Origin of the sequence: Streptomyces sp. MP131-18, assembly GCF_001984575.1 — a bacterium.
Taxonomy (GTDB): domain Bacteria; phylum Actinomycetota; class Actinomycetes; order Streptomycetales; family Streptomycetaceae; genus Streptomyces; species Streptomyces johnsoniae.
Genome location: NZ_LZNS01000001.1, coordinates 2,079,745 through 2,096,744, shown reverse-complemented (window position 1 = coordinate 2,096,744; position 17,000 = coordinate 2,079,745). Strand labels below are relative to the sequence as shown.

The 17,000-nt window shown below is 70.9% G+C and carries 18 protein-coding genes; 7 read left to right on the top strand and 11 right to left on the bottom strand.

The genetic code is table 11. The features are described 5' to 3' along the window. Positions 1 to 78: 78 nt before the first annotated feature. From STBA_RS09105 to STBA_RS39240, 3 genes are all read right to left on the bottom strand, one after another. On the bottom strand, positions 79 to 1,374 hold the full coding sequence (locus tag STBA_RS09105) for an acyltransferase family protein (protein ID WP_077058755.1): 1,296 nt from the start codon (positions 1,372 to 1,374) through the stop codon (positions 79 to 81). Positions 1,375 to 1,437: 63 nt separating this feature from the next. Continuing rightward, a complete protein-coding gene (locus STBA_RS09100) occupies positions 1,438 to 1,704 on the bottom strand; it encodes a hypothetical protein (RefSeq protein ID WP_143659460.1) in 267 nt (88 codons plus the stop codon). Between the two features lie 5 nt (positions 1,705 to 1,709). Beyond that, positions 1,710 to 1,838 carry a hypothetical protein gene (locus STBA_RS39240; protein WP_290443763.1) on the bottom strand — a complete coding sequence of 43 codons (129 nt, stop codon included), beginning with the start codon at positions 1,836 to 1,838 and terminating at the stop codon, positions 1,710 to 1,712. Between the two features lie 280 nt (positions 1,839 to 2,118). On the opposite strand from STBA_RS39240, the gene STBA_RS09095 reads away from it, so the two are divergent. Continuing rightward, a complete protein-coding gene (locus tag STBA_RS09095) occupies positions 2,119 to 2,913 on the top strand; it encodes a helix-turn-helix transcriptional regulator (RefSeq protein ID WP_253194594.1) in 795 nt (264 codons plus the stop codon). Beyond that, positions 2,897 to 3,118: a DUF397 domain-containing protein gene (locus STBA_RS09090; protein WP_077058752.1), complete on the top strand. Its 222-nt coding sequence runs from the start codon at positions 2,897 to 2,899 to the stop codon at positions 3,116 to 3,118. The genes STBA_RS09095 and STBA_RS09090 overlap by 17 nt, the downstream gene beginning before the upstream one ends. A gap of 11 nt (positions 3,119 to 3,129) precedes the next feature. Here STBA_RS09090 and STBA_RS09085 read toward each other — a convergent pair whose 3' ends face one another. Next, positions 3,130 to 4,422, bottom strand: a complete 1,293-nt coding sequence (locus STBA_RS09085) for a helix-turn-helix transcriptional regulator (RefSeq protein ID WP_077058751.1) — start codon at positions 4,420 to 4,422, stop codon at positions 3,130 to 3,132. 189 nt (positions 4,423 to 4,611) lie between these two features. Between STBA_RS09085 and STBA_RS09080 the strand changes: the two genes are divergently transcribed. Together STBA_RS09080 and STBA_RS09075 are read left to right on the top strand one after the other, a co-directional pair. Further along, a complete protein-coding gene (locus STBA_RS09080) occupies positions 4,612 to 5,076 on the top strand; it encodes a hypothetical protein (RefSeq protein WP_077058750.1) in 465 nt (154 codons plus the stop codon). Positions 5,077 to 5,187: 111 nt separating this feature from the next. Next, positions 5,188 to 5,874, top strand: coding sequence for a class I SAM-dependent methyltransferase (locus STBA_RS09075; RefSeq protein WP_077058749.1), 687 nt, complete (start codon positions 5,188 to 5,190; stop codon positions 5,872 to 5,874). Between the two features lie 228 nt (positions 5,875 to 6,102). On the opposite strand, the gene STBA_RS09070 is transcribed toward STBA_RS09075, so the two are convergent. Beyond that, a complete protein-coding gene (locus tag STBA_RS09070; protein ID WP_077058748.1) occupies positions 6,103 to 7,605 on the bottom strand; it encodes an MFS transporter in 1,503 nt (500 codons plus the stop codon). 102 nt (positions 7,606 to 7,707) lie between these two features. Here STBA_RS09070 and STBA_RS09065 point away from each other — a divergent pair, with 102 nt between their 5' ends. Further along, positions 7,708 to 8,559: a helix-turn-helix transcriptional regulator gene (locus STBA_RS09065; protein WP_077058747.1), complete on the top strand. Its 852-nt coding sequence runs from the start codon at positions 7,708 to 7,710 to the stop codon at positions 8,557 to 8,559. Between the two features lie 139 nt (positions 8,560 to 8,698). Here STBA_RS09065 and STBA_RS09060 read toward each other — a convergent pair whose 3' ends face one another. Next, complete coding sequence (locus tag STBA_RS09060) at positions 8,699 to 9,610, bottom strand: glycoside hydrolase family 5 protein (protein WP_077058746.1); 912 nt, start codon at positions 9,608 to 9,610, stop codon at positions 8,699 to 8,701. Between the two features lie 146 nt (positions 9,611 to 9,756). Here STBA_RS09060 and STBA_RS09055 point away from each other — a divergent pair, with 146 nt between their 5' ends. Beyond that, on the top strand, positions 9,757 to 9,993 hold the full coding sequence (locus tag STBA_RS09055; protein ID WP_077058745.1) for a type II toxin-antitoxin system VapB family antitoxin: 237 nt from the start codon (positions 9,757 to 9,759) through the stop codon (positions 9,991 to 9,993). Continuing rightward, complete coding sequence (locus STBA_RS09050; protein WP_077058744.1) at positions 9,990 to 10,406, top strand: PIN domain nuclease; 417 nt, start codon at positions 9,990 to 9,992, stop codon at positions 10,404 to 10,406. The genes STBA_RS09055 and STBA_RS09050 overlap by 4 nt, the downstream gene beginning before the upstream one ends. 57 nt (positions 10,407 to 10,463) lie before the next feature. On the opposite strand, the gene STBA_RS09045 is transcribed toward STBA_RS09050, so the two are convergent. Genes STBA_RS09045 through STBA_RS09025 form a run of 5 tightly spaced genes read right to left on the bottom strand, consistent with a single transcriptional unit; the run spans position 10,464 to position 16,870 of the window. Then, positions 10,464 to 12,143, bottom strand: coding sequence for an ABC transporter ATP-binding protein (locus STBA_RS09045; RefSeq protein ID WP_077058743.1), 1,680 nt, complete (start codon positions 12,141 to 12,143; stop codon positions 10,464 to 10,466). Beyond that, positions 12,140 to 13,906: an ABC transporter ATP-binding protein gene (locus tag STBA_RS09040; protein ID WP_077058742.1), complete on the bottom strand. Its 1,767-nt coding sequence runs from the start codon at positions 13,904 to 13,906 to the stop codon at positions 12,140 to 12,142. The genes STBA_RS09045 and STBA_RS09040 overlap by 4 nt, the downstream gene beginning before the upstream one ends. After that, positions 13,903 to 14,979 (bottom strand): ABC transporter substrate-binding protein, encoded by a 1,077-nt coding sequence (locus STBA_RS09035; RefSeq protein WP_079251817.1) that lies wholly within the window; start codon positions 14,977 to 14,979, stop codon positions 13,903 to 13,905. The genes STBA_RS09040 and STBA_RS09035 overlap by 4 nt, the downstream gene beginning before the upstream one ends. Beyond that, positions 14,976 to 15,803 carry an ABC transporter ATP-binding protein gene (locus tag STBA_RS09030; protein ID WP_077058741.1) on the bottom strand — a complete coding sequence of 276 codons (828 nt, stop codon included), beginning with the start codon at positions 15,801 to 15,803 and terminating at the stop codon, positions 14,976 to 14,978. Before STBA_RS09030 ends, STBA_RS09035 begins: the two co-directional genes overlap by 4 nt. Beyond that, positions 15,800 to 16,870 carry an iron ABC transporter permease gene (locus STBA_RS09025; protein WP_253194592.1) on the bottom strand — a complete coding sequence of 357 codons (1,071 nt, stop codon included), beginning with the start codon at positions 16,868 to 16,870 and terminating at the stop codon, positions 15,800 to 15,802. The genes STBA_RS09030 and STBA_RS09025 overlap by 4 nt, the downstream gene beginning before the upstream one ends. Positions 16,871 to 17,000 lie beyond the last annotated feature (130 nt).

The following is a 17,000-nucleotide window of genomic DNA, read 5'->3' as shown; positions in this document are numbered from 1 at the left end:
GAAGAAACTTCGGTACCTCTGTGCAGCCGGTGTCCACATGACTACATACTGTGCCGGGCCGCGCGCGTTCATGCGTGTTCATACGCGTCCCCGCGGGCCCGACAGGAACGTTGCGGCAAGGCCGCCCGCGAACAGCGCCGGCGCGAGCACGGCCGCCCGGCCCCCGGGCGCGAACCCCTCGGTGGCCAGCAGGGCGAGCGCCGCAGCGGCCGCGCCGACCCCGCACAGCAGCAGCGCAGGCCCCCACCATGCCCCCGCCGGGCGCGCGCCCCGCGGCAGCCGGCCGAGCGGGCGCTGCGCCCACAGCAGCGCCGCGGTCACCGGGGCGAGGACGACCGCGAGCAGCGCGACCCAGCCCACCCGCAGGGCCAGCCAGGACGCCGAGCCGATGTCCGGCTGCGGCGCGATCCCGGTCGGGTAGAGCGTTACGGCCACGAGGACCACCGGCGCCATGTGCCACAGGTAGACGGTCATGACCGCGCGGTTCAGCCGCCCGAGCCGCCGCAGCCGGGCGGGCCGCGCCAGGCGGGGCGAGACGGCGGGTCCCGCCGTCAGCAGGAGCCCGGCCTGGGTGGCGGCGAGCGCCAGGAGTGCCGTCGACGGCGGCGAGGTGTTGTCCACCCGGGTGTCCGCACCGATCATGGCCACCGGAAAAGGACCCGGCCACAGCAGGACGACCAGCAGCACCGCCCCGGCCGCCGCCAGCGCGGCGGAGCGCCACCGGGGACGGACCAGGCGGCCGTCCTGCCAGGCGAAACCCCACTGGTGCATCGTTCCCCACACCAGCAGGTAGTTGAGGGCACCGAGCCACGGCAGCCCGCGGCCGACCACCGCGATGTCCACCCCGCCGGCCAGCACGGCCATCGCGGCGGACACCGCGAGGCCCCAGCGGCGGTGGGCGGCGAGCATCAGCGGGGTCAGCACGATCATCAGCAGGTAGAGGGGCAGGAACCACAGGTGCAGGGCGACCAGCCAGCCTCCGCGGTCGAGGTCCGGCGCGGGCGCGCCCGCCGACGTGGCGGCGAGTACCCCGAGCAGCGCCACCGCCACGTACACCGCCGTCGGCCACATCAGCCCCAGCGCCCGGCCCTGGACCCAGACGTGCCAGGGGACGCCGCGCCGCCGGTGGGAGGTCCAGGAGGTCGCGTTGACATAGCCGCCGACCAGGAAGAAGACCGGCAGCACCTGTAGGACCAGCGTCACCCAACTGCCCCAGTCGACGTGGTCCAGAGCGTCCCGGCCGGACAGGCGGCCGTCCCGGTAGGTGATGTCGGTCAGCAGCCAGTGCCCGGTCACCACCGCGGCGATCGCGCCCACCCGCAGCAGGTCGGCGTAGTGATTGCGCCCCGGACGCCCATCCCGTGCGTCGTCCACCCCACCAGCGTCGCGCGCCCCCGCCCGTACGGAAGAAGGGACGCGCCGACCTTGGTCAGGACTTCAGCGCGGTGCCCTGCGCCGGGTGAGGCGCGGGGAAACCCGCCGCGCCGCCCACAGCACCGTCGTGCGCCGCATGGTGAAGAACTCGCCGCTGGTGAATTCGAGCCGCTTCCCGCCACCGGCGACCGCGGCCATGTCCCGCACGATCAGCGCCTGCCCGCCCACCATCAGCTGATCGCCGCGCCGCACGGTCCCCGCGTCAATCTCCACGGCCACGAGCACCCCGGCCACCGGACCACCGCCGCGTCCGCCTATGCCTGCGTCCATGGCCGTCATTCCGGCCTCCGTCCGAGGTGTTCCGCAATACGCTGATTCAACTCGGCAAGCTCCCGGGACAGTTCTTCGAGAACGGTGTCCCCCTCCACCGCCGGCGGCTCCTCCTTCGCTTCGTCTTCGGTCATTTTCCCCGCACCCTCCCGCAGGGAATGCCTAGCGCGGTAACGTGGCGCATGTCGTCGACGTCCTCTAGTTGATGGCCAAGCCCCGGGGCGGGTGCGACCGCCCGCGGGGCTCCGAGACCGATTCGCCGTCTTGACCGCGAACCAGCCGTGTGGATACCACTATTGCCGCCCGGCGGCTTCCGGTACACACCCGGCACGAGCCCAAAAAGACTCGGGACTCGGCGAGTTGGAGATACGTTCGATGGAGCTATATGAGGACGACAGGCCCACACCGAGTGCGATGCTGAGTCGCAGAATGCGCCGCGCCCGGGAGGGTGCGGGACTGTCCCTGCGGGGCCTGAGCGAAAAGATCCATTTTCCCTACGGGTTCCTGGGGCGTGTGGAACGCGGTGAACAACCCGCCACCGAGGCCCTCGTGAAGGAGCTGGACAAGTTCTTTCGGGCGGATAGCCTGTTCACCGAACTGCTGGACATGGTGCAGGAGCTTTCTGTGCCCGACTACAATCGGGACTTTGCCCGAAGGGAGCGCGAGTCCGTACGCATTCAGGTCTTCACCAGCAGCCTGGTTCCGGGGTTGCTCCAGACTCCGGAGTACGCAAGAGAGCTCTTCCGTACGACCATGCAAGGCGATCCGGACAGCAAGGTCCAGGCGCACGTCGACTTCCGCATGAAGCGGCAGCGGCTTCTCGACGCCGAAGACGCTCCCTTCTACTGGGCCATCCTGGACGAGGCGGTGTTGAGGCGCCCCACCAAGGACAGAGGGCTCATGCTGCAACAAGTCGAACGTATACTGACCATGGCGCAGAGGCCGCGCGTCACGATCCAGGTGCTCCCCTTTCGGCAGGCCTTGCATCCGATGCTCGGCGGCAGCGTCAGCCTCCTCACGCTGAAGAACGGCGGAGGAATCGCCTATATTGAGAGCTTCGCGACCGGAGACACTGCGGACTCTCCGAAGAGGTTCGCTGCATTCTCTCAACGCTTCGACGTCGCGCGTTCGATGTCGCTTCCCGAAGACGAATCCGCAGAAATTTTGCGCTACTACGCGAAGGAGTACGAGCATGCAGCAGCCGGATGAGGCGTTCAGGGCGGGTGCGTGGCGCAAGTCGAGTCACAGCGACAACTCAGAGGGCGGCTGCGTCGAGGTGGCGGAGGGGGCGGTGCCGTCCGCCGTTCCCGTGCGGGACAGCAAGGCCCCGCAGGGCCCGGCCCTGGTGTTCCCGACCGCTGGCTGGAGCGCGTTCGTCACGGCCGTGAAGGACACGGACTTCCCCGCCCGCTGACGTCGGCGTCGTCAGCCGGCCCGCGTCACGGCGGCGCGCAGCTCGCGTACGCCGCTGATGCGCGGATGCCGCTGAGCCAGTTCGTCGACGATGCTGCGGATTGCGGGCCGGTCCCGGACCTCTCCGGGGCTGGCTCGGTGGGCGTCCAGCAGGGCACGGGCGGTCTGCTCGGGCCGGTCCCATGCCCACCAGGCCCGCGCCATATCCGTGCCCATGCGGGCCTTCCGCTCGGCGGTCGGAAACTGCTCAGGCCGCAGGTCCTCCCCGGCTTCCAGAGCGGCGCCCGCATCCCCGAGCGCCCAGTGCACACCGACCGCATACAGGTCGACGGCGGCCGGGCTGATGGAAAACAAGCGGCCCGCCGGAGCCGTGGGCGGCAGCCCGCAGGCAGCACGGCGGGCCTCACTGATCATGGCCAGCGCATCGGCGCGCTGCCCGCCTCTGGCGGAGGTGTACGCCAGCGTGCAGAGCATCTGCGCGTACGCGGCTGCCGAGGCTTCGGTGCGCAGCCCGCTTGCCTCCACGCCAGCGGCCGCCGACATCATGATGCGCTCGGCGTCGGCGTTGCGGTCCTGGTGGCGCAACACGATTGCCAACTCCCGCGCGGCGGCCGCCGCCGCGAGCGGGGAGCCGGATACCTCTGCCCAGGTGCGGGCGCGGTCCGCGGTCAGCCGTGCCCGCTCGTACGATCCGAGCTTGCTCAGCACGGCGGCGGCCAGGCTGTACACGGAGGAGAGCCGGGCCCGGTCGAGATCACGGCGAGCGGCGGCCGCGGAGTGCCCGTCCGCGATGAGACCGGGCAGCACAGCGAGGAGCCGCCCGTGCATGCCCTTGTCGTACAACTCACGGGCGGCGGCCAGGCGGGCGTCCATCGGCCCGGCGTCGGCCGGCGGCGGGGGGTCAGCCAGGGCCTCGTCCAGTCCCGCCAGCAGGGCGGCCGGTCCGGCGGCCGTCGTGGCGGCGAGCAGCGTACGGCGGCGCATGGGGTCCTCCTCGGCGTCACACAGACTGGCCGTCACTTTAGTGGCCATCGGTGCTGTCGAGAGGGGTGGCGCCAGTGACGTCATCAGGATGTGCCGTGGCACGCCGACTTCGAGGGCGGCGCGGTGTACCAACGACAGGTCGACGATCCGGGCGCGGCGTTCCAGCCGGGAGAGCGTGGCCGACGAGCAGCCGAGCCGGTTCCCGAGGGCGGCCAGCGTCCAGGCGCGGTGTCGGCGGCCGAGCCGGATCAGCGCGCCAGGGCGACGCTGCGCGGCCAGCTCGCGTGCTCTCGTGCTGTTCCAGAGCGGGTCAACGGGCACAAGTCCCTCCCACACCGCACAACCGGGGGCCTTCACACTACGAGGGCAGTGGTGGGCTCGTAGATACCGCTTGCACGACGTGCAAAAGGCTTGCAGGGCAGGCAACTTGCCAACCGCTCACCCTGTCGTAGCGGTGTGCTGGACGCAGCGCCCCCAACCGCGGGGCACCGTTCATCCACCGGAGGTACCATGGCAACCACCGTTGCGACCCTTTCGGTCACCGATCCGACGGCCTGTCCGGCCCGCTCCGTAAAGGATCTCGTGCCGACAGACCTGTGGAACAAGCAGGTCGGACTCCTCCAGCGGGACTACCCGTACGACTCGATCATGGCCGCTCGTGTCCTGGGCCAGGGGTACGCATACCTGCTGACCGCGATGCGGCACCGAGGCGAGTCGCTGGGGCTCGCGCCCAGCAAGCTCGTCGACATCGGCGTCCACACGATCATCCTCGACACCGTTGCATACGCCGAGTTGTGCGGCCGTTTCAACGGCGGGCACTTCTTGCACCACGTGCCCAAGATCGGGCTGAAGAACGACGGCTCGGTGATGAAGACGGCGCACTACATCGCGGCCGACGGCTGGGATGTCGATCTGTCGCTGTGGGCGGACGCCGCCGAGTGCGGTCCGTGCCATCCAGGCAACGACTCGCACTGACCCCGCACGTCTCCCGGGGGCGCCGGCTTTCGGCCGGCGCCCCCGGGGCACAAGCGGGTGCAGTTCCGCAGAACCGGCTCGCCGCCCGGTCGCGCCCGACAGGATGGGCGGGTGACCACCACCGCAGACCTCTGGTACCACTACGGCCGCACCCGCCACGCCACCGACCGGGCCGTGCCCGACGCCTTCCGCTGGAGCTGGAGTCAGCACAGCGGTCCTGGCCCGGAGGTCCTCGGCGACCTGACGGGTCTATGTGTCGGCGACCTCGGTGCCGGGGCTGCCCGGCATGCCGCCTACCTGGCGAGCCGCCACCAGCCTGCCCGGATCGTCGCTGTTGATGCCTCGCCCGCCCAGTGCGCCATGGCCGCCGATCTGTACGGCTACCTTGCGCCCCGCCTGCGCCCCTTGCTGTCCAACGCGGTGAGTCACCTGCGCACGAAACAGGAGACGTACGACGTGCTGTACAGCGTCTTCGGCGCGGTGGACTTCACGGAGCCGCGTGAGCTGCTGCCGGCGGTGGCCACCGGGCTGCGGCCCGGCGGGCGGCTGGTCTTTTCTTCCCTCGCCCATTACCTCGGCGGCGCGCCCGCGCGGCCCGACGTGCAGTACGCCGATATCCCGGCGCGGACGCCGGACGGCCAGGCAACCACGGTGCGTCGCTGGGTACTCCAGGAGCAGGTATGGACCAAACTGCTCGACGAGGCCGGGTTCACCCGGATCAGCGTCGACGTGCTGCCCGGCGGGGACGGGCCGCATGCCGCCGACACGCTGCTGGTGACCGCGTACCGTCCGTCGTGACCGCCCGCGACACCGAGGCTTCCGGGCCGCCAAATGGCCGCGTTCGTCACGGCCGTGAAGGACACGGACTTCCCCGCCCGCTGAACGCTCCCACACACGGTCGGTTGTCGTGATCCGGTGGTCCGGGGCAGCGGTCTGCCCATGCGGTTGACGGCTCTCCAGGGGCGGATCTGCTCACCATGGCTGACCCGCCGCCCGGCCAGGAGTGCTCGGCTCGCCACGATCGGGTCAGCGGCGTGGCAGGCCGAGAGCGCAGAGGGCGAAGGCGACTGCGAGGACGGCCTGGACGACCATGCAGATCGCGAGGGCGGTGGTGTACGACTGGTCGGCCGAGGCTGTCGAACCGGCCATCGCGGTGCCGAGCAGTCCGCCGGCGACGGCGACACCGAGGCCCATCGCGGCCTGCTGTGTGGTCTGGAGTGCTCCGGAGGCTGCTCCCGCGAAAGCCGGCGGGACGTCGGCGATCATCGCGCCGACCAGAGGGCCGAACATCAACGCCTGGCCGACCCCGACCCCGACGAGCAGCGCGGCCAGCGTCCACGAGTTCAACTCGGCGTTCTGGATGAACACCGATGTCGCGGTGACCGCGAGCAGCATGGCCTGGACGATTCCGCCGATCGTCAGCAGCCGGCGGAAGCCGAAGCGGGGCGCCAGCTTCCCCGACCAGATCGACACGGCGAAAAAACACAGGGCGTAGGGCAGCAGCACCAGGGCGGCGTGCATCGGGGACCAGCCCAGTCCGGTCTGTGTGGTGAGCGCGTAGAGGAAGGTGAAAGCGCCGAATGCGGATTGGAGCATCAGCGCCATCACCAGGCCGATCCGGTACGAGCCCAGCCGGAGCAAGGGCGGCGGCACCAAGGGCACACGGTCCCCGCGATGCAGCCGGTGCTGCCAGGCCCAGAACGCCGCGAACAGCATCGGGGCCGTCCCCAGCAGCACCCAGCACCAGACCGGCCAGCCGAGTGCTCCGCCCTGGGACAGCGGAATCAGCAGCGCCAGCAGCGCGGCCCCCAGCAGGGCGGTGCCGATCAGGTCGAGTGAGCGATGACCGGGCGAGCTGGTGTCCGGCAGCCAGCGGAGGCCGGCGAGGAAGGCAACGACGCCCATGAGGACGCTGACCGCGAAGACCATGCGCCACGGGGCGCCCGGCAACGGCACGGACAACAGCACGCCGCCGAGCACCTGACCGATCGCCGTGGCACCGCCCGCGGTCGCGCCGAACAGGGCGACGGCTCTGGCCCGCTCGCGCCCTGTGGTCGATGCCGTGATCGTCGCCAGCACCTGAGGCACCATCGCGGATGCGCAGACACCGGTGAGCGCGCGCGCAGCGATCAACACGGGCATGGCGGGTGCCGCGGTCGCGATCAGCGAGAACACCGTGAACCCGGCCATGCCGACGAGGAACAGGCGGCGGCGCCCGTACAGGTCACCGAGGCGGCCGCCGAGCACCATGGGCACGGCGAAACCCAGCGAGTACACCGACACCACAAGAGACTGCTCGGCAGCCGAGGCGTGCAGTGACGCGCCGATATCGGGCACCGCGATGCCGACGGCGGCGAAACTCACCACCGACAGAAACAGCGCCGACAACGCGGTGAAAAGCCCGGCCGTGCCCAGCGTCCGAGGAGCGGCGGCGGACCGCGAGCGCGGCGCCTGAGGGGGGACGGTCGTGCCGTCGCTTTCTGCTCGCGTCTCGGACGGGGTGCTGCGGGGCGTGGATTCTGTGGTCACACCCTTACCGTGACGGCATTACCATGCTGGTACCAGAAGCCAGTTTATGCGGGTACTGGCAGAACCTGGCTATGGACCGATACCTGCCGGCAGGACGAAGACATGACCGACGTCAGGCCCCCCGCGATCCGGCGGGAGCTCGGTGACTTCCTGCGTACCCGGCGCGAGCGGCTGACCCCGGAACAGGTGGGCCTTCCTGCTACCGGGCGCCGCCGCACACCGGGCTTGCGCCGCGAGGAGGTGGCGGTGATGGCCGGAGTCGGCGTGACTTGGTACACCTGGCTCGAGCAGGGCCGCCCGATCAACGTCAGCATGCAGGTACTGATGGCTGTCGGCAGAGCACTCAGACTGGACGACACCGAGAAATGGCATCTGCAACGGCTTGCGGGCCTGCCGTTGCCGCCCCCGGAACCGAGCGTGCACGACCCGGCCTTGGTGGCGGCGTTCCAGCCGGTGCTGGACAAACTCGAACCGTTTCCCACGTGTCTGCAAACTCCGCAGTTCGACCTGGTGGCCTATAACCGCGCGTATCGCTTCCTGTTCACCGACATGGACATGATCCCGGCAGAGGAACGCAATTGCGCGGTGCAGTTCTTCACCGACCCCGACTGGCGCAGCCGCTATGTCGACGACGACATCGTCGCCACCCGGATGGTCGCGGGGATGCGTGCCGCCGTGGGCACCGACCTGCACACCTCAGCAGCCGCAGCGACGGTCGAAAAGCTGCGGGAACGATCAGACGAATTCGCGCGACTGTGGAGTCGGCACGACATTCTTCTCCAAGACTACGAGACCAAACGCCTGAACAGCCCCTTGGTCGGCCTGCTGCACCTCAAGTTCGTTTCCACACACACCTCGGACACCGGTCATCGGATGACCGTCATGACGCCGGCGGATAACGCCACATCCCAGCGACTGACCAGGCTGACGGAATTCGCCGCGAACGCTGAATGATCTGCTCGGCCGAAGCTCTCACGCCACGCCGCAGTAAGTGACCCGGGTCCCACCACAGCCGGAACGGCGAGGGCTCCAGCACGCACGTCGGGTCCGAGCACCGGGTGTGACCCCGGCGAACAGCCGGCGTTCGGCCGGATCATCCGAGGAGGGCACGCCGCAACGGTTCGCGCCAGGCGGACCGTTGCAGGTCGAAGGCTCCGAAGTCCGTGCCGAACTCCCAGTAGGCCCAGCTCATGCCGAGCCGCTCGGCCTCGGCCCGCACGAAGGTCGTCCACCGCGCCCGGGAGACCATGTCAGCCCTGGAGAAGGCACCGAACTCGCCGATGAACAGCGGGAGCCGCTGTTGCCGCCCCCACGCCGCGACCTCGGCCAGATCATCGCGCACGGCATTCTCGTCGGCGGGCTCCCCCCACATGCGGCCGAGCCATCCTTCCGCCCCCTCGACCCATCCGGCGCCCTGGTGGGTGAACTCGAACGGGGCGTAGTAATGGACCGTGGCGATCAGGTGGTCGTCGTCAGGCACGGCGAGCGCGGGCAGTGCGCCGGGGTCGTTCATGTCGGCGGACCCGATGATCACGGTGCGCTCGGGGTTCGAATCGCGCACGACGGCGAGGGCCTGTGCCAGGACGGCGTTCCAGCGGGCCGCCGTGAGCTGACCGCGTGGCTCGTTGAGCAACTCGAAGCAGAGCCGTCCGCAGTGGTCGGCGTAGTGTGACGCGATCTGCTGCCAGAGCGCGAGGAAGCGCGGCAGGTGCTCGTCCGGCGCAGCGCACAGCTCGTGGTAATGGTGGACGTTCACCACGACGTTCAGATCGCGGTCGAGGGCCGCGCGTACGCCCGCGTCGACGCGCTGGAAGAACGCCGGATCGATCGCGTACGGCGGGGCGGGCTCTGCGTGCGCCGACCAGCGGACCGGCAGGCGGACGGTATCGATGCCCGCCCGGGCCACCTCGTCGAAGTACCGTTCATCGAGCGGCAGCTCCGACCCACCGCCCAACGCGTCGAGCGCGTTGCCGAAATTGATTCCTCGTCCAAGCCACCGGTTCACCCGGGCCTCCTGGTATCAGCGACGAGTAAGGCTACTTGTGGTCGGTGGCCCGGTCACCGTCCGGCGCGGACCGGCCGCAAGGAACGATATCGCTATTGCTAGTGGTGCGATATCATTTCTTCCGTTACGTGAAAGGAAGGTGTGCCATGTCGCGGACGGTCATTGATCTGGACGATGAGATCGTCGAAGAGGCCATGCGGCTGTACGGCGCCAGGACGAAGGCGGCCGCGGTGCGGGCGGCCATGGAGGATGCGGTGCAGCGGCGGCTGCGCCTGGAGTTCGCCGATGCCGTGAAGTCGGGGGAGCTGGACTTCACCGAGATCATTGAGGACACCGGGCCCGCCGGGACCCGGGGGAGGGACCGGGGAAGCGACGCGGCATGAGCGCCTTCCTGGTCGACAAGTCGGCTTTTGCGCGCTGGGGGCAGCCGACCGTGGGGGCTGTTCTCGATGATCTCAACGACAGAGGGCTGCTCGCCACGTGCGCGGTCGTCGAATACGAAATGATCTACAGTGCGCGTACCAAGCAGGACGTGTCCCGCATCCGGGCCGGCCTTCGTGCCTTCGACTACGTGCCCTGCAACGACGAAGAGCATGAGCAGGCTTTATGGCTCCAGCGCGAGGCGCTGCGCCGCGGCTTCCACCGGGCGCTCTCGCTGTCCGACGTCCTGATCGCGGCCACCGCGGAACGGCACGGGTTGACGGTTCTGCACTACGACGGCGACTTCGACATGGTGCAGGGCATCACCGGCCAGTCGATGCGCTGGGTCGTCGAGCCGGGGACCGCTGATCGCTGAGCGGCACGAGAGCGCCCCGCGCCCCCCGAGCAGGGATATTGCATGCGCAAAGCCGCACTAATCCCTCCGCGGCAATGGCGGCGGTGGCCACGCGGCCACTTCGCGGACCGTGCCGGCCTCAAGCAGCAGGATGCGGTCGGCGGCGTTGATGGTGGTGGCTCTGTGTGCCACCACCAGCGTGGCCCGGTGGGCGGCGTCCTGCCGCAGCGCGCCGTCGAGAGCGCGTTCGGATGCGGCGTCGAGGTGGGCCATGGCCTCGTCGAGGAGGAGCACCGGGGCGTCCTGAAGGAAGGCGCGGGCCAGTGCGATCCGGGCCCGCTGCCCTCCGGACAGAGCCCGGCCGCCCTCGCCGACCGGGGTGTCGAGGCCGTCGCGGAAACCACTGTCCGGGCTGAGCACGCCCGCGCGGGCGGCGGCAGCGCGCACGTCGTCGTCCGGGGCGCCGGGGGCGGCCAGGGAAATGTTGTCGGCCACCGTGCCGGTGAACAGGCCGATCCGCTGGGGCACTGCCGCGACGGTGGCCCGCAGGTCGGCGTCGGCCAGGTCGCGCAGGTCCGTACCGCCCACGCGGACCGTGCCCGTGTCCGGGTCCCACAGACGCAGCGCGAGACTCACGCAGGTGGATTTGCCGCAGCCGGAGCCGCCGACGAGGGCAACGGTTTCGCCGGGGCGGACGGTGAAGCTCACGTTCCCGAGCACCCGGGGCGCGGTGGGGGCGTACCCGAAGCCGACGTTCTCGAAGGTGAGGGAGCCGCGCGCGGGCCCGGCCGACCGTGCGGGCTCGGGCACGGACGGCGGCGTGGCCAGCACGGTCGCGACGCGGACCGCGGAGGCGCGCAGCGCGCCGAAGTTCCGCAGCAGCGCCGAGATCTGACCGATCGGTCCGAGCGCGGCGGTGGCCAGGGTGAACGCCACCGGGGCGAGGACCGGATCGATCCCGGCGCCGGGCCCGGCCACCATGGCCAGCGCGGCGGTGCCCGAGGCGGCCACGGCGAGATCGGACAGCGCCGCCTCCGCGCCGTTGAGGCGGGCGGTGCGCCATTGGGCCAGGGTGAGTTTCCGCGTCGAGCCGGCCAGCCGGCGCCTGCGACGCTCCAACGCGCCGGCCGCGGCGAGTTCACGCATGCCCTGCACGGTGTCCACGATCTCGGCCTGTAGCGCGGCGTTGGCGGCGCTCAGCTCCGTACCGCGGCGTGCCGCGGCCGGCCCGAACAGCCAGGGCAGGGCGGCGATCACGACCAGGCAGGGCAGCCAGGCCAGGACGAGCCACGGCGAGATGGCGAGGGACAGGGCGGTGGTGGCGGCCAGCATGACTCCGGAAACGAGCAGCTGCGCGGCGGTGTGGGCGAAAAGCCACTCCAGCGTCTCCACGTCGGACAGGGCCACCGCGCCGAGGTCGCCGCTGTGCCGGGCAGCACGGCGGGTGGGCAGGGAGCGCCGCAGCGACGTGAAGACACGGTCCCGCAGATCGGCCAGGATGCGGTAGGCCAAGTCGTGGGACACGTAGGACTCGCGCCACGTGGCAAGGGCACACAACGCCGCCGTCAGCGCCAGCGCGGCGGCCAGATAGCCCAGGGCCGGTCCCTCCGTGCCGTTCAGCGCCCGCGAGACGAGCAGCGCACCCAGCAGGCCGAGCGTCAGCACGCCGAGCTGTACCGCCAGATTGCTCAGCAGAGTCCACACGAACACGGCCCGGTGCCGGGCGATGTGCGGCAGCAGCGAGCGAAGTCCGTTCATACGGGTACCTCCGTGCCGCTCCCGGTGCCGCCCTGGTGGCGGGCCAGCGCACGGTAGGTCCCGCCCGGGAGGCGCATCAGTTCGTCGTGGGTACCGGTTTCGGTCACCCGCCCGCCCGCGACCACGGCGATCAGGTCGGCGTCGCGGACGGCACTGAGGCGGTGGGCGATGACCAGGCGGGTGCGGTCGGCGAGTTCGGTGGCCAGGGCACGGACGATGGCGCGTTCCGTGGGCACGTCGAGATGGGACGTCGCCTCGTCCAGCACGAGAACGGGAGCGGTGGTGAGGAACGCGCGGGCCAGGGCGAGGCGCTGGGCCTGACCGCCGGAGAGGGAACTCCCGCGTTCCCCGATCACCGTGTCGTAGCCCGCGGGCAGCGCGGAGACGAACGCGTGGGCCTGCGCCAGCCGCGCCGCGCGGACGACTTCCGCCTCGTCCGCGTCGGGCCGGGCGAGCCGGAGATTGTCGGCGACCGTCGCGTGGAAGAGGTAGGGGTCCTGATGGACGACCGCGAGACTCGCGCGCAGCGATGCCAGCCGGTAGTGCGGCAGTGGGCGGCCGGCGAGCAGCACGCGGCCCTCGTCGGGGTCGTCGTGGCGTTGCAGCAGGTGCGCCAGGGTGCTTTTGCCCGCCCCCGACGGGCCGACGATGCCGAGCAGCCCGCCCGGGGGGCAGGCCAGCGAGACGGATTCCAGGGACCGTCCGCCCGCGCCGCATCCCGGGTGGGCCCTGGCCTGCGGATACGTGAAGGCAACGCGGTCGAAGCGGACTTCGGGCGCTCCCGCGGACACGGTGTCCTTTCCGGTGTCCGCCACCCGGGGAGTCGCCGTGAGCAGTTCCTCGATGCCGTCCGCGGCCGTCAGGCCCAGGTAGCCGGCGTGCCACGCGGACGAAAGGTCGTTCAGCGGCCGGAAACATTCACGTGCGCAGAGCAGGAAGAGGAAGGCATCGGCGGGCGGGGTGCTTCCCGAGGCGGCGGCAGCAGCCACGACGATCAGCGTCGCGGCGGTGCCGCCGTGAATGGCCAGGGCGGTGATGCCGTTCTCCACCAGCGACGTGCGCAGTTGGACCATGGTGGATCGGTAGAGGCTCTGCGCCTGGCTCGCCAGGCGGTCACCGATGTGCCGGCCCGCGCCGAGCGCCCGCAGGGTGGGGACGGCCTGTACCGCTTCCAGGTAGTCGGCGCTGAGCCGGGTCAGGCCCGCCCAGCGGGCCCGGCCGCGGCGCAGCAGAGTGGCGTCCCAGAAACGGGGAACGAGCACGGCCGCCGCCACGGCACAGCCCAGCACCGTGGCGGCGGGCGCGGAGACGCCGAACAGCCAGGCGACGACAGCGGCGGGGACGATCAGCGTCACCAGAAGTTGCGGCAGGTAGCGGGAGTAGTAGGCGTCCAGCCCTTCCACTCCCGCGACCAGCGTCGTCTGGACCGCTCCGGCGCGGGCCCCCGCCGCGTAGGCAGGTCCCAGCTCGCCGAGCCGGGCGACCAAGTGGTCGCGCAGCCGGGTGCGGATGGCGATGCCGCATCGCGCGCGCGTGACCTCCGCGAGCCAGATCAGCGCGGCGCGCAGCACGGTGCATGCCGAGGCCCACAGCAGCGCGCGGGCCGCTGCCCGGGGGTCGTCGCCGAAGAGGTCTGCCAGGGCGCGGGCCAGGGCATACGCCTGCCCCAGGGATGCCGCGGACAGGCACAGGGAAACCAGCGCACATAGCAGCACGGGGGCGGCGAGGGCACCGGCGAGCCGGAGCAGACGGCCGTGGATCACGACCCGTCGCGGAACGCGTCGGGGTACAGGCCCTGCGCGATCTGCCGGACGGCGGTGACGTTGCCCAGGCTTCCCGGGAAGACATCGGCTCCCGACACGGCGATCAGCCGGTCCTCCCGCACGGCCGGGATGTCGGGGAAGGTACGGGTCAGGTAGTCGCGGGTCGCCTGCTCGTGTTCCTCGTCGTGCACGGTGAAGACCAGGGCCTGCGGGGCGCGTTCCGCGATCGTTTCCGGGTTGACCTGGGCCGCGAAGAATTCCGCGAACGCGCCGTCGTCCGGGCCGAACACGTTGTTCCCGCCGGCCCGCCGGACGATGTCGTACTCGATCCCGGCACCGATAGCGGAAAGAGTCTCACCCTCCAGGTAGACCTGGGCGACCGTCAGCGGCTCACCGTCGGAGACCCGGGCCGCGACGTCGTCCAGGGTGGTGCGCGCCTCTTCGGCCAGCTCCCCGGCGGCCTCCTCGGCGTCGAGGGCCTGTCCGAGCCCGGTGAGGTCGGTGAAGAGGTCGTCGACGGTGCCGGTCATGCGGCGTTCCGGGCAGCCGCCCGTCGCGATCCAGGCGGCGACGCCGGCATCCTGGAGCTGTTCGAGGCTGGCGAAGCCCTGCTCGGCGGTGAACTCGTAGGCTGTCGGGGCGAATACGAAATCCGGGTCCGCGTTGAGGAGCGCCTCCCGCGAGGGCGGAGTGTCCTCGCTGAGCACGGGTATCCGCGCCGCCTCGTCCCGTAGCTCCTCGGGCAGCGGAGCGGTGTCCGTCTGGGCCTGCCCCACGATCCGGTCACCGAGCCCGAGGCGCAGAAGCAGCTCGGTCTGCGCCGGGTTCAGCCCGACGATCGCCTCGGGAACGGCGGGGATGCTGACGTCCCTGGCGCAGTTGGTCAGCACGGTTTCTCCGGAGCCGGAGCCGGAGCCGGAGCCCGTCCGTTCCCCGTCCTCGGTGACGCCCGAGCCGCAGGCGGTGGCGGTCAGTACGACGAGGCAGCCGAGGCCGGCGACGGCCCCGGCTCCGGACCGCAGGCGGGGGCGGGAACGCCCGGTGTGCGGGGCGGATCTGGGAAAGCGGATCATGGCTGGGTGTCACTCCTCGGCCGCGCGGCCGCGCGGCCGGCGGGGGTTGATACGGGTTCGTGCCCGGGGGAGAAGGCGATCAGCGGCTTCCCCGTGTCCGGATGGCTGAGCAGGTGTGCATGGACGCCGAAGACCTCGCGGAGCAAGTCGGGGGTGAGCACCTCGGCCGGCGTTCCCCCGGCGATGATCCGTCCACGGTGCAGCACGGCGATCGCGTCGCAGTGGGACGCCGCCAGATTGAGGTCGTGCAGCGCCGCCAGCGTGGTCAGGCCGAGGCCGCGGACCATGCGCATGAGTTCCAGCTGAAAGGCGATGTCCAGGTGGTTCGTCGGCTCGTCGAGCACGAGGACCTGGCTCTCCTGCACCAGCGCGCGGGCGAGCAGGACGCGTTGCTTCTCGCCGCCCGAAAGACCGGAGAAGGTCCGGCGCGACAGGTGGTCGGCGCCGACGCGGCCCAGCGCCCCGGCAGCGAGGGTGAGGTCGTGCCGCGTGTGCCCGCCGAAGCTGCCCTGGTGCGGCAGGCGGCCCAGCAGGACGACGTCGAGCACGTTCAGGTCGAAGCCGGTGTCCGTCTCCTGCGTCATCACCGCTATGTGCTGGGCCACGCGTCTGGGCGGAAGCCGCCAGACGTCCTGCCCGTCGATGCGCACGGTGCCGGTGGCGGGCCGGAGGACGCGGTAGAGGCCGCGCAGCAGCGTCGACTTGCCGCTGCCGTTGGGGCCCACCAGGCCGAGGAACTGGCCCGGCGGCACGGTGAGCGTGACATCGTCCACGATCCGGGCGCCCCCGAGGGCGATGCCGACATGCGTGAATTCGACCCTCATCGGTCCATCCCCGCTCGGCCGGCGTGCCCCCGGCGGATCAGCCAGAGGAAGAACGGTGCACCGACGATGGCGGTGATGATCCCCAGCGGAATTTCGGCCGGGGCGGCGACGGTCCGGGCGAGCAGGTCGCAGACCATGAGGAAGACGGCGCCGCCGAGCACGGCGATGGGCAGCATCCGGCGGTGATCGGCGCCCACGAGAATGCGTGCGGTGTGCGGAACGACCAGCCCGACGAAGCCGATGCCGCCGCTGACGGACACGATGGCACCGGTCAGGAGGGCAGCGGCGATCATGAGCTGGGCCCTGAGCCTGCTGACATTGAGCCCCAGCGCGGTGGCACTCTCGTCGCCCACCAGCAGCGCGTTGAGCGCGCGGGCACGTGCCAGGGCGAAGACGGTGACGGCGGCCAGCGCGCCCGCCGGGATGGCCAAGTCGTCCATGCCGGCCGCGGACACGCTGCCCAGCAGGAAGAACAGCACGCTGAACACGTTCTGCGCCTCGGTGGTGAGCGTCAGATAACTCGTCACCGCGCTGAGCAGGGAGCCGAGCGCCACCCCGGCCAGGATCATCCGGGTGGGCGCCAGCACCCCGTCCAGGCGGGCCAGCAGGTAGACGGCCGCGGTCGCGGCGAGGGCTCCCGCGAACGCGGCGGTGCTCAGCGTCACGCCGGCCAGAGCGGCGGACCCGAGCGTGATCACGGAGACCGCGCCGAGCCCGGCACCGGCCGAGACCCCCAGGATGTACGGCTCGGCCAGCGGGTTGCGCACCACCGCCTGCATCAGCGTGCCGGCCAGGGCAAGACCTGCTCCCGCCAGCCCGGCGAGAAGTGTGCGGGGCAGTCGGAACTGCCAGACGGCCTGGTCCTGGAGCGGTGTGAGCGATCCGTCGCTCATCCAGGGGAGACCGGGCACCAGATGCCCGGTGACGATCTGCACCGATTCGGTCAACGACACGTCCGCCGGGCCGGTTGCCCCGGAGAGCACGAGCACGAGCAGGGCGGCGGCTATCAGACCTGCTTGGGCGCCTGCGAGCACTCTTCCGGATCGCCGGTCGGGCAGTGCGGGCACGGAGGACACTCGTCTCTTTCTCCACCCGGCGCGCGAGGGGGCACGAGCCGGTGATCTCTGGCGCTGATCGGCGCCGAACGGCACGATGATGGCAAGCCGAAGAGAAAATGACAACGATTGTCGTTTGTGG

What these genes read in the sequence shown, in the direction of transcription:
- STBA_RS09100 (WP_143659460.1), bottom strand. Translation starts at nt 1,704, where the DNA reads ATGGACGCAGGCATAGGCGGACGCGGCGGTGGTCCGGTGGCCGGGGTG.
- STBA_RS39240 (WP_290443763.1), bottom strand. Translation starts at nt 1,838, where the DNA reads ATGACCGAAGACGAAGCGAAGGAGGAGCCGCCGGCGGTGGAGGGGGAC.
- STBA_RS09095 (WP_253194594.1), top strand. Translation starts at nt 2,119, where the DNA reads ATGCTGAGTCGCAGAATGCGCCGCGCCCGGGAGGGTGCGGGACTGTCC.
- STBA_RS09090 (WP_077058752.1), top strand. Translation starts at nt 2,897, where the DNA reads ATGCAGCAGCCGGATGAGGCGTTCAGGGCGGGTGCGTGGCGCAAGTCG.
- STBA_RS09080 (WP_077058750.1), top strand. Translation starts at nt 4,612, where the DNA reads ATGGCAACCACCGTTGCGACCCTTTCGGTCACCGATCCGACGGCCTGT.
- STBA_RS09065 (WP_077058747.1), top strand. Translation starts at nt 7,708, where the DNA reads ATGACCGACGTCAGGCCCCCCGCGATCCGGCGGGAGCTCGGTGACTTC.
- STBA_RS09055 (WP_077058745.1), top strand. Translation starts at nt 9,757, where the DNA reads ATGTCGCGGACGGTCATTGATCTGGACGATGAGATCGTCGAAGAGGCC.
- STBA_RS09050 (WP_077058744.1), top strand. Translation starts at nt 9,990, where the DNA reads ATGAGCGCCTTCCTGGTCGACAAGTCGGCTTTTGCGCGCTGGGGGCAG.
- STBA_RS09045 (WP_077058743.1), bottom strand. Translation starts at nt 12,143, where the DNA reads ATGAACGGACTTCGCTCGCTGCTGCCGCACATCGCCCGGCACCGGGCC.
- STBA_RS09035 (WP_079251817.1), bottom strand. Translation starts at nt 14,979, where the DNA reads ATGATCCGCTTTCCCAGATCCGCCCCGCACACCGGGCGTTCCCGCCCC.
- STBA_RS09030 (WP_077058741.1), bottom strand. Translation starts at nt 15,803, where the DNA reads ATGAGGGTCGAATTCACGCATGTCGGCATCGCCCTCGGGGGCGCCCGG.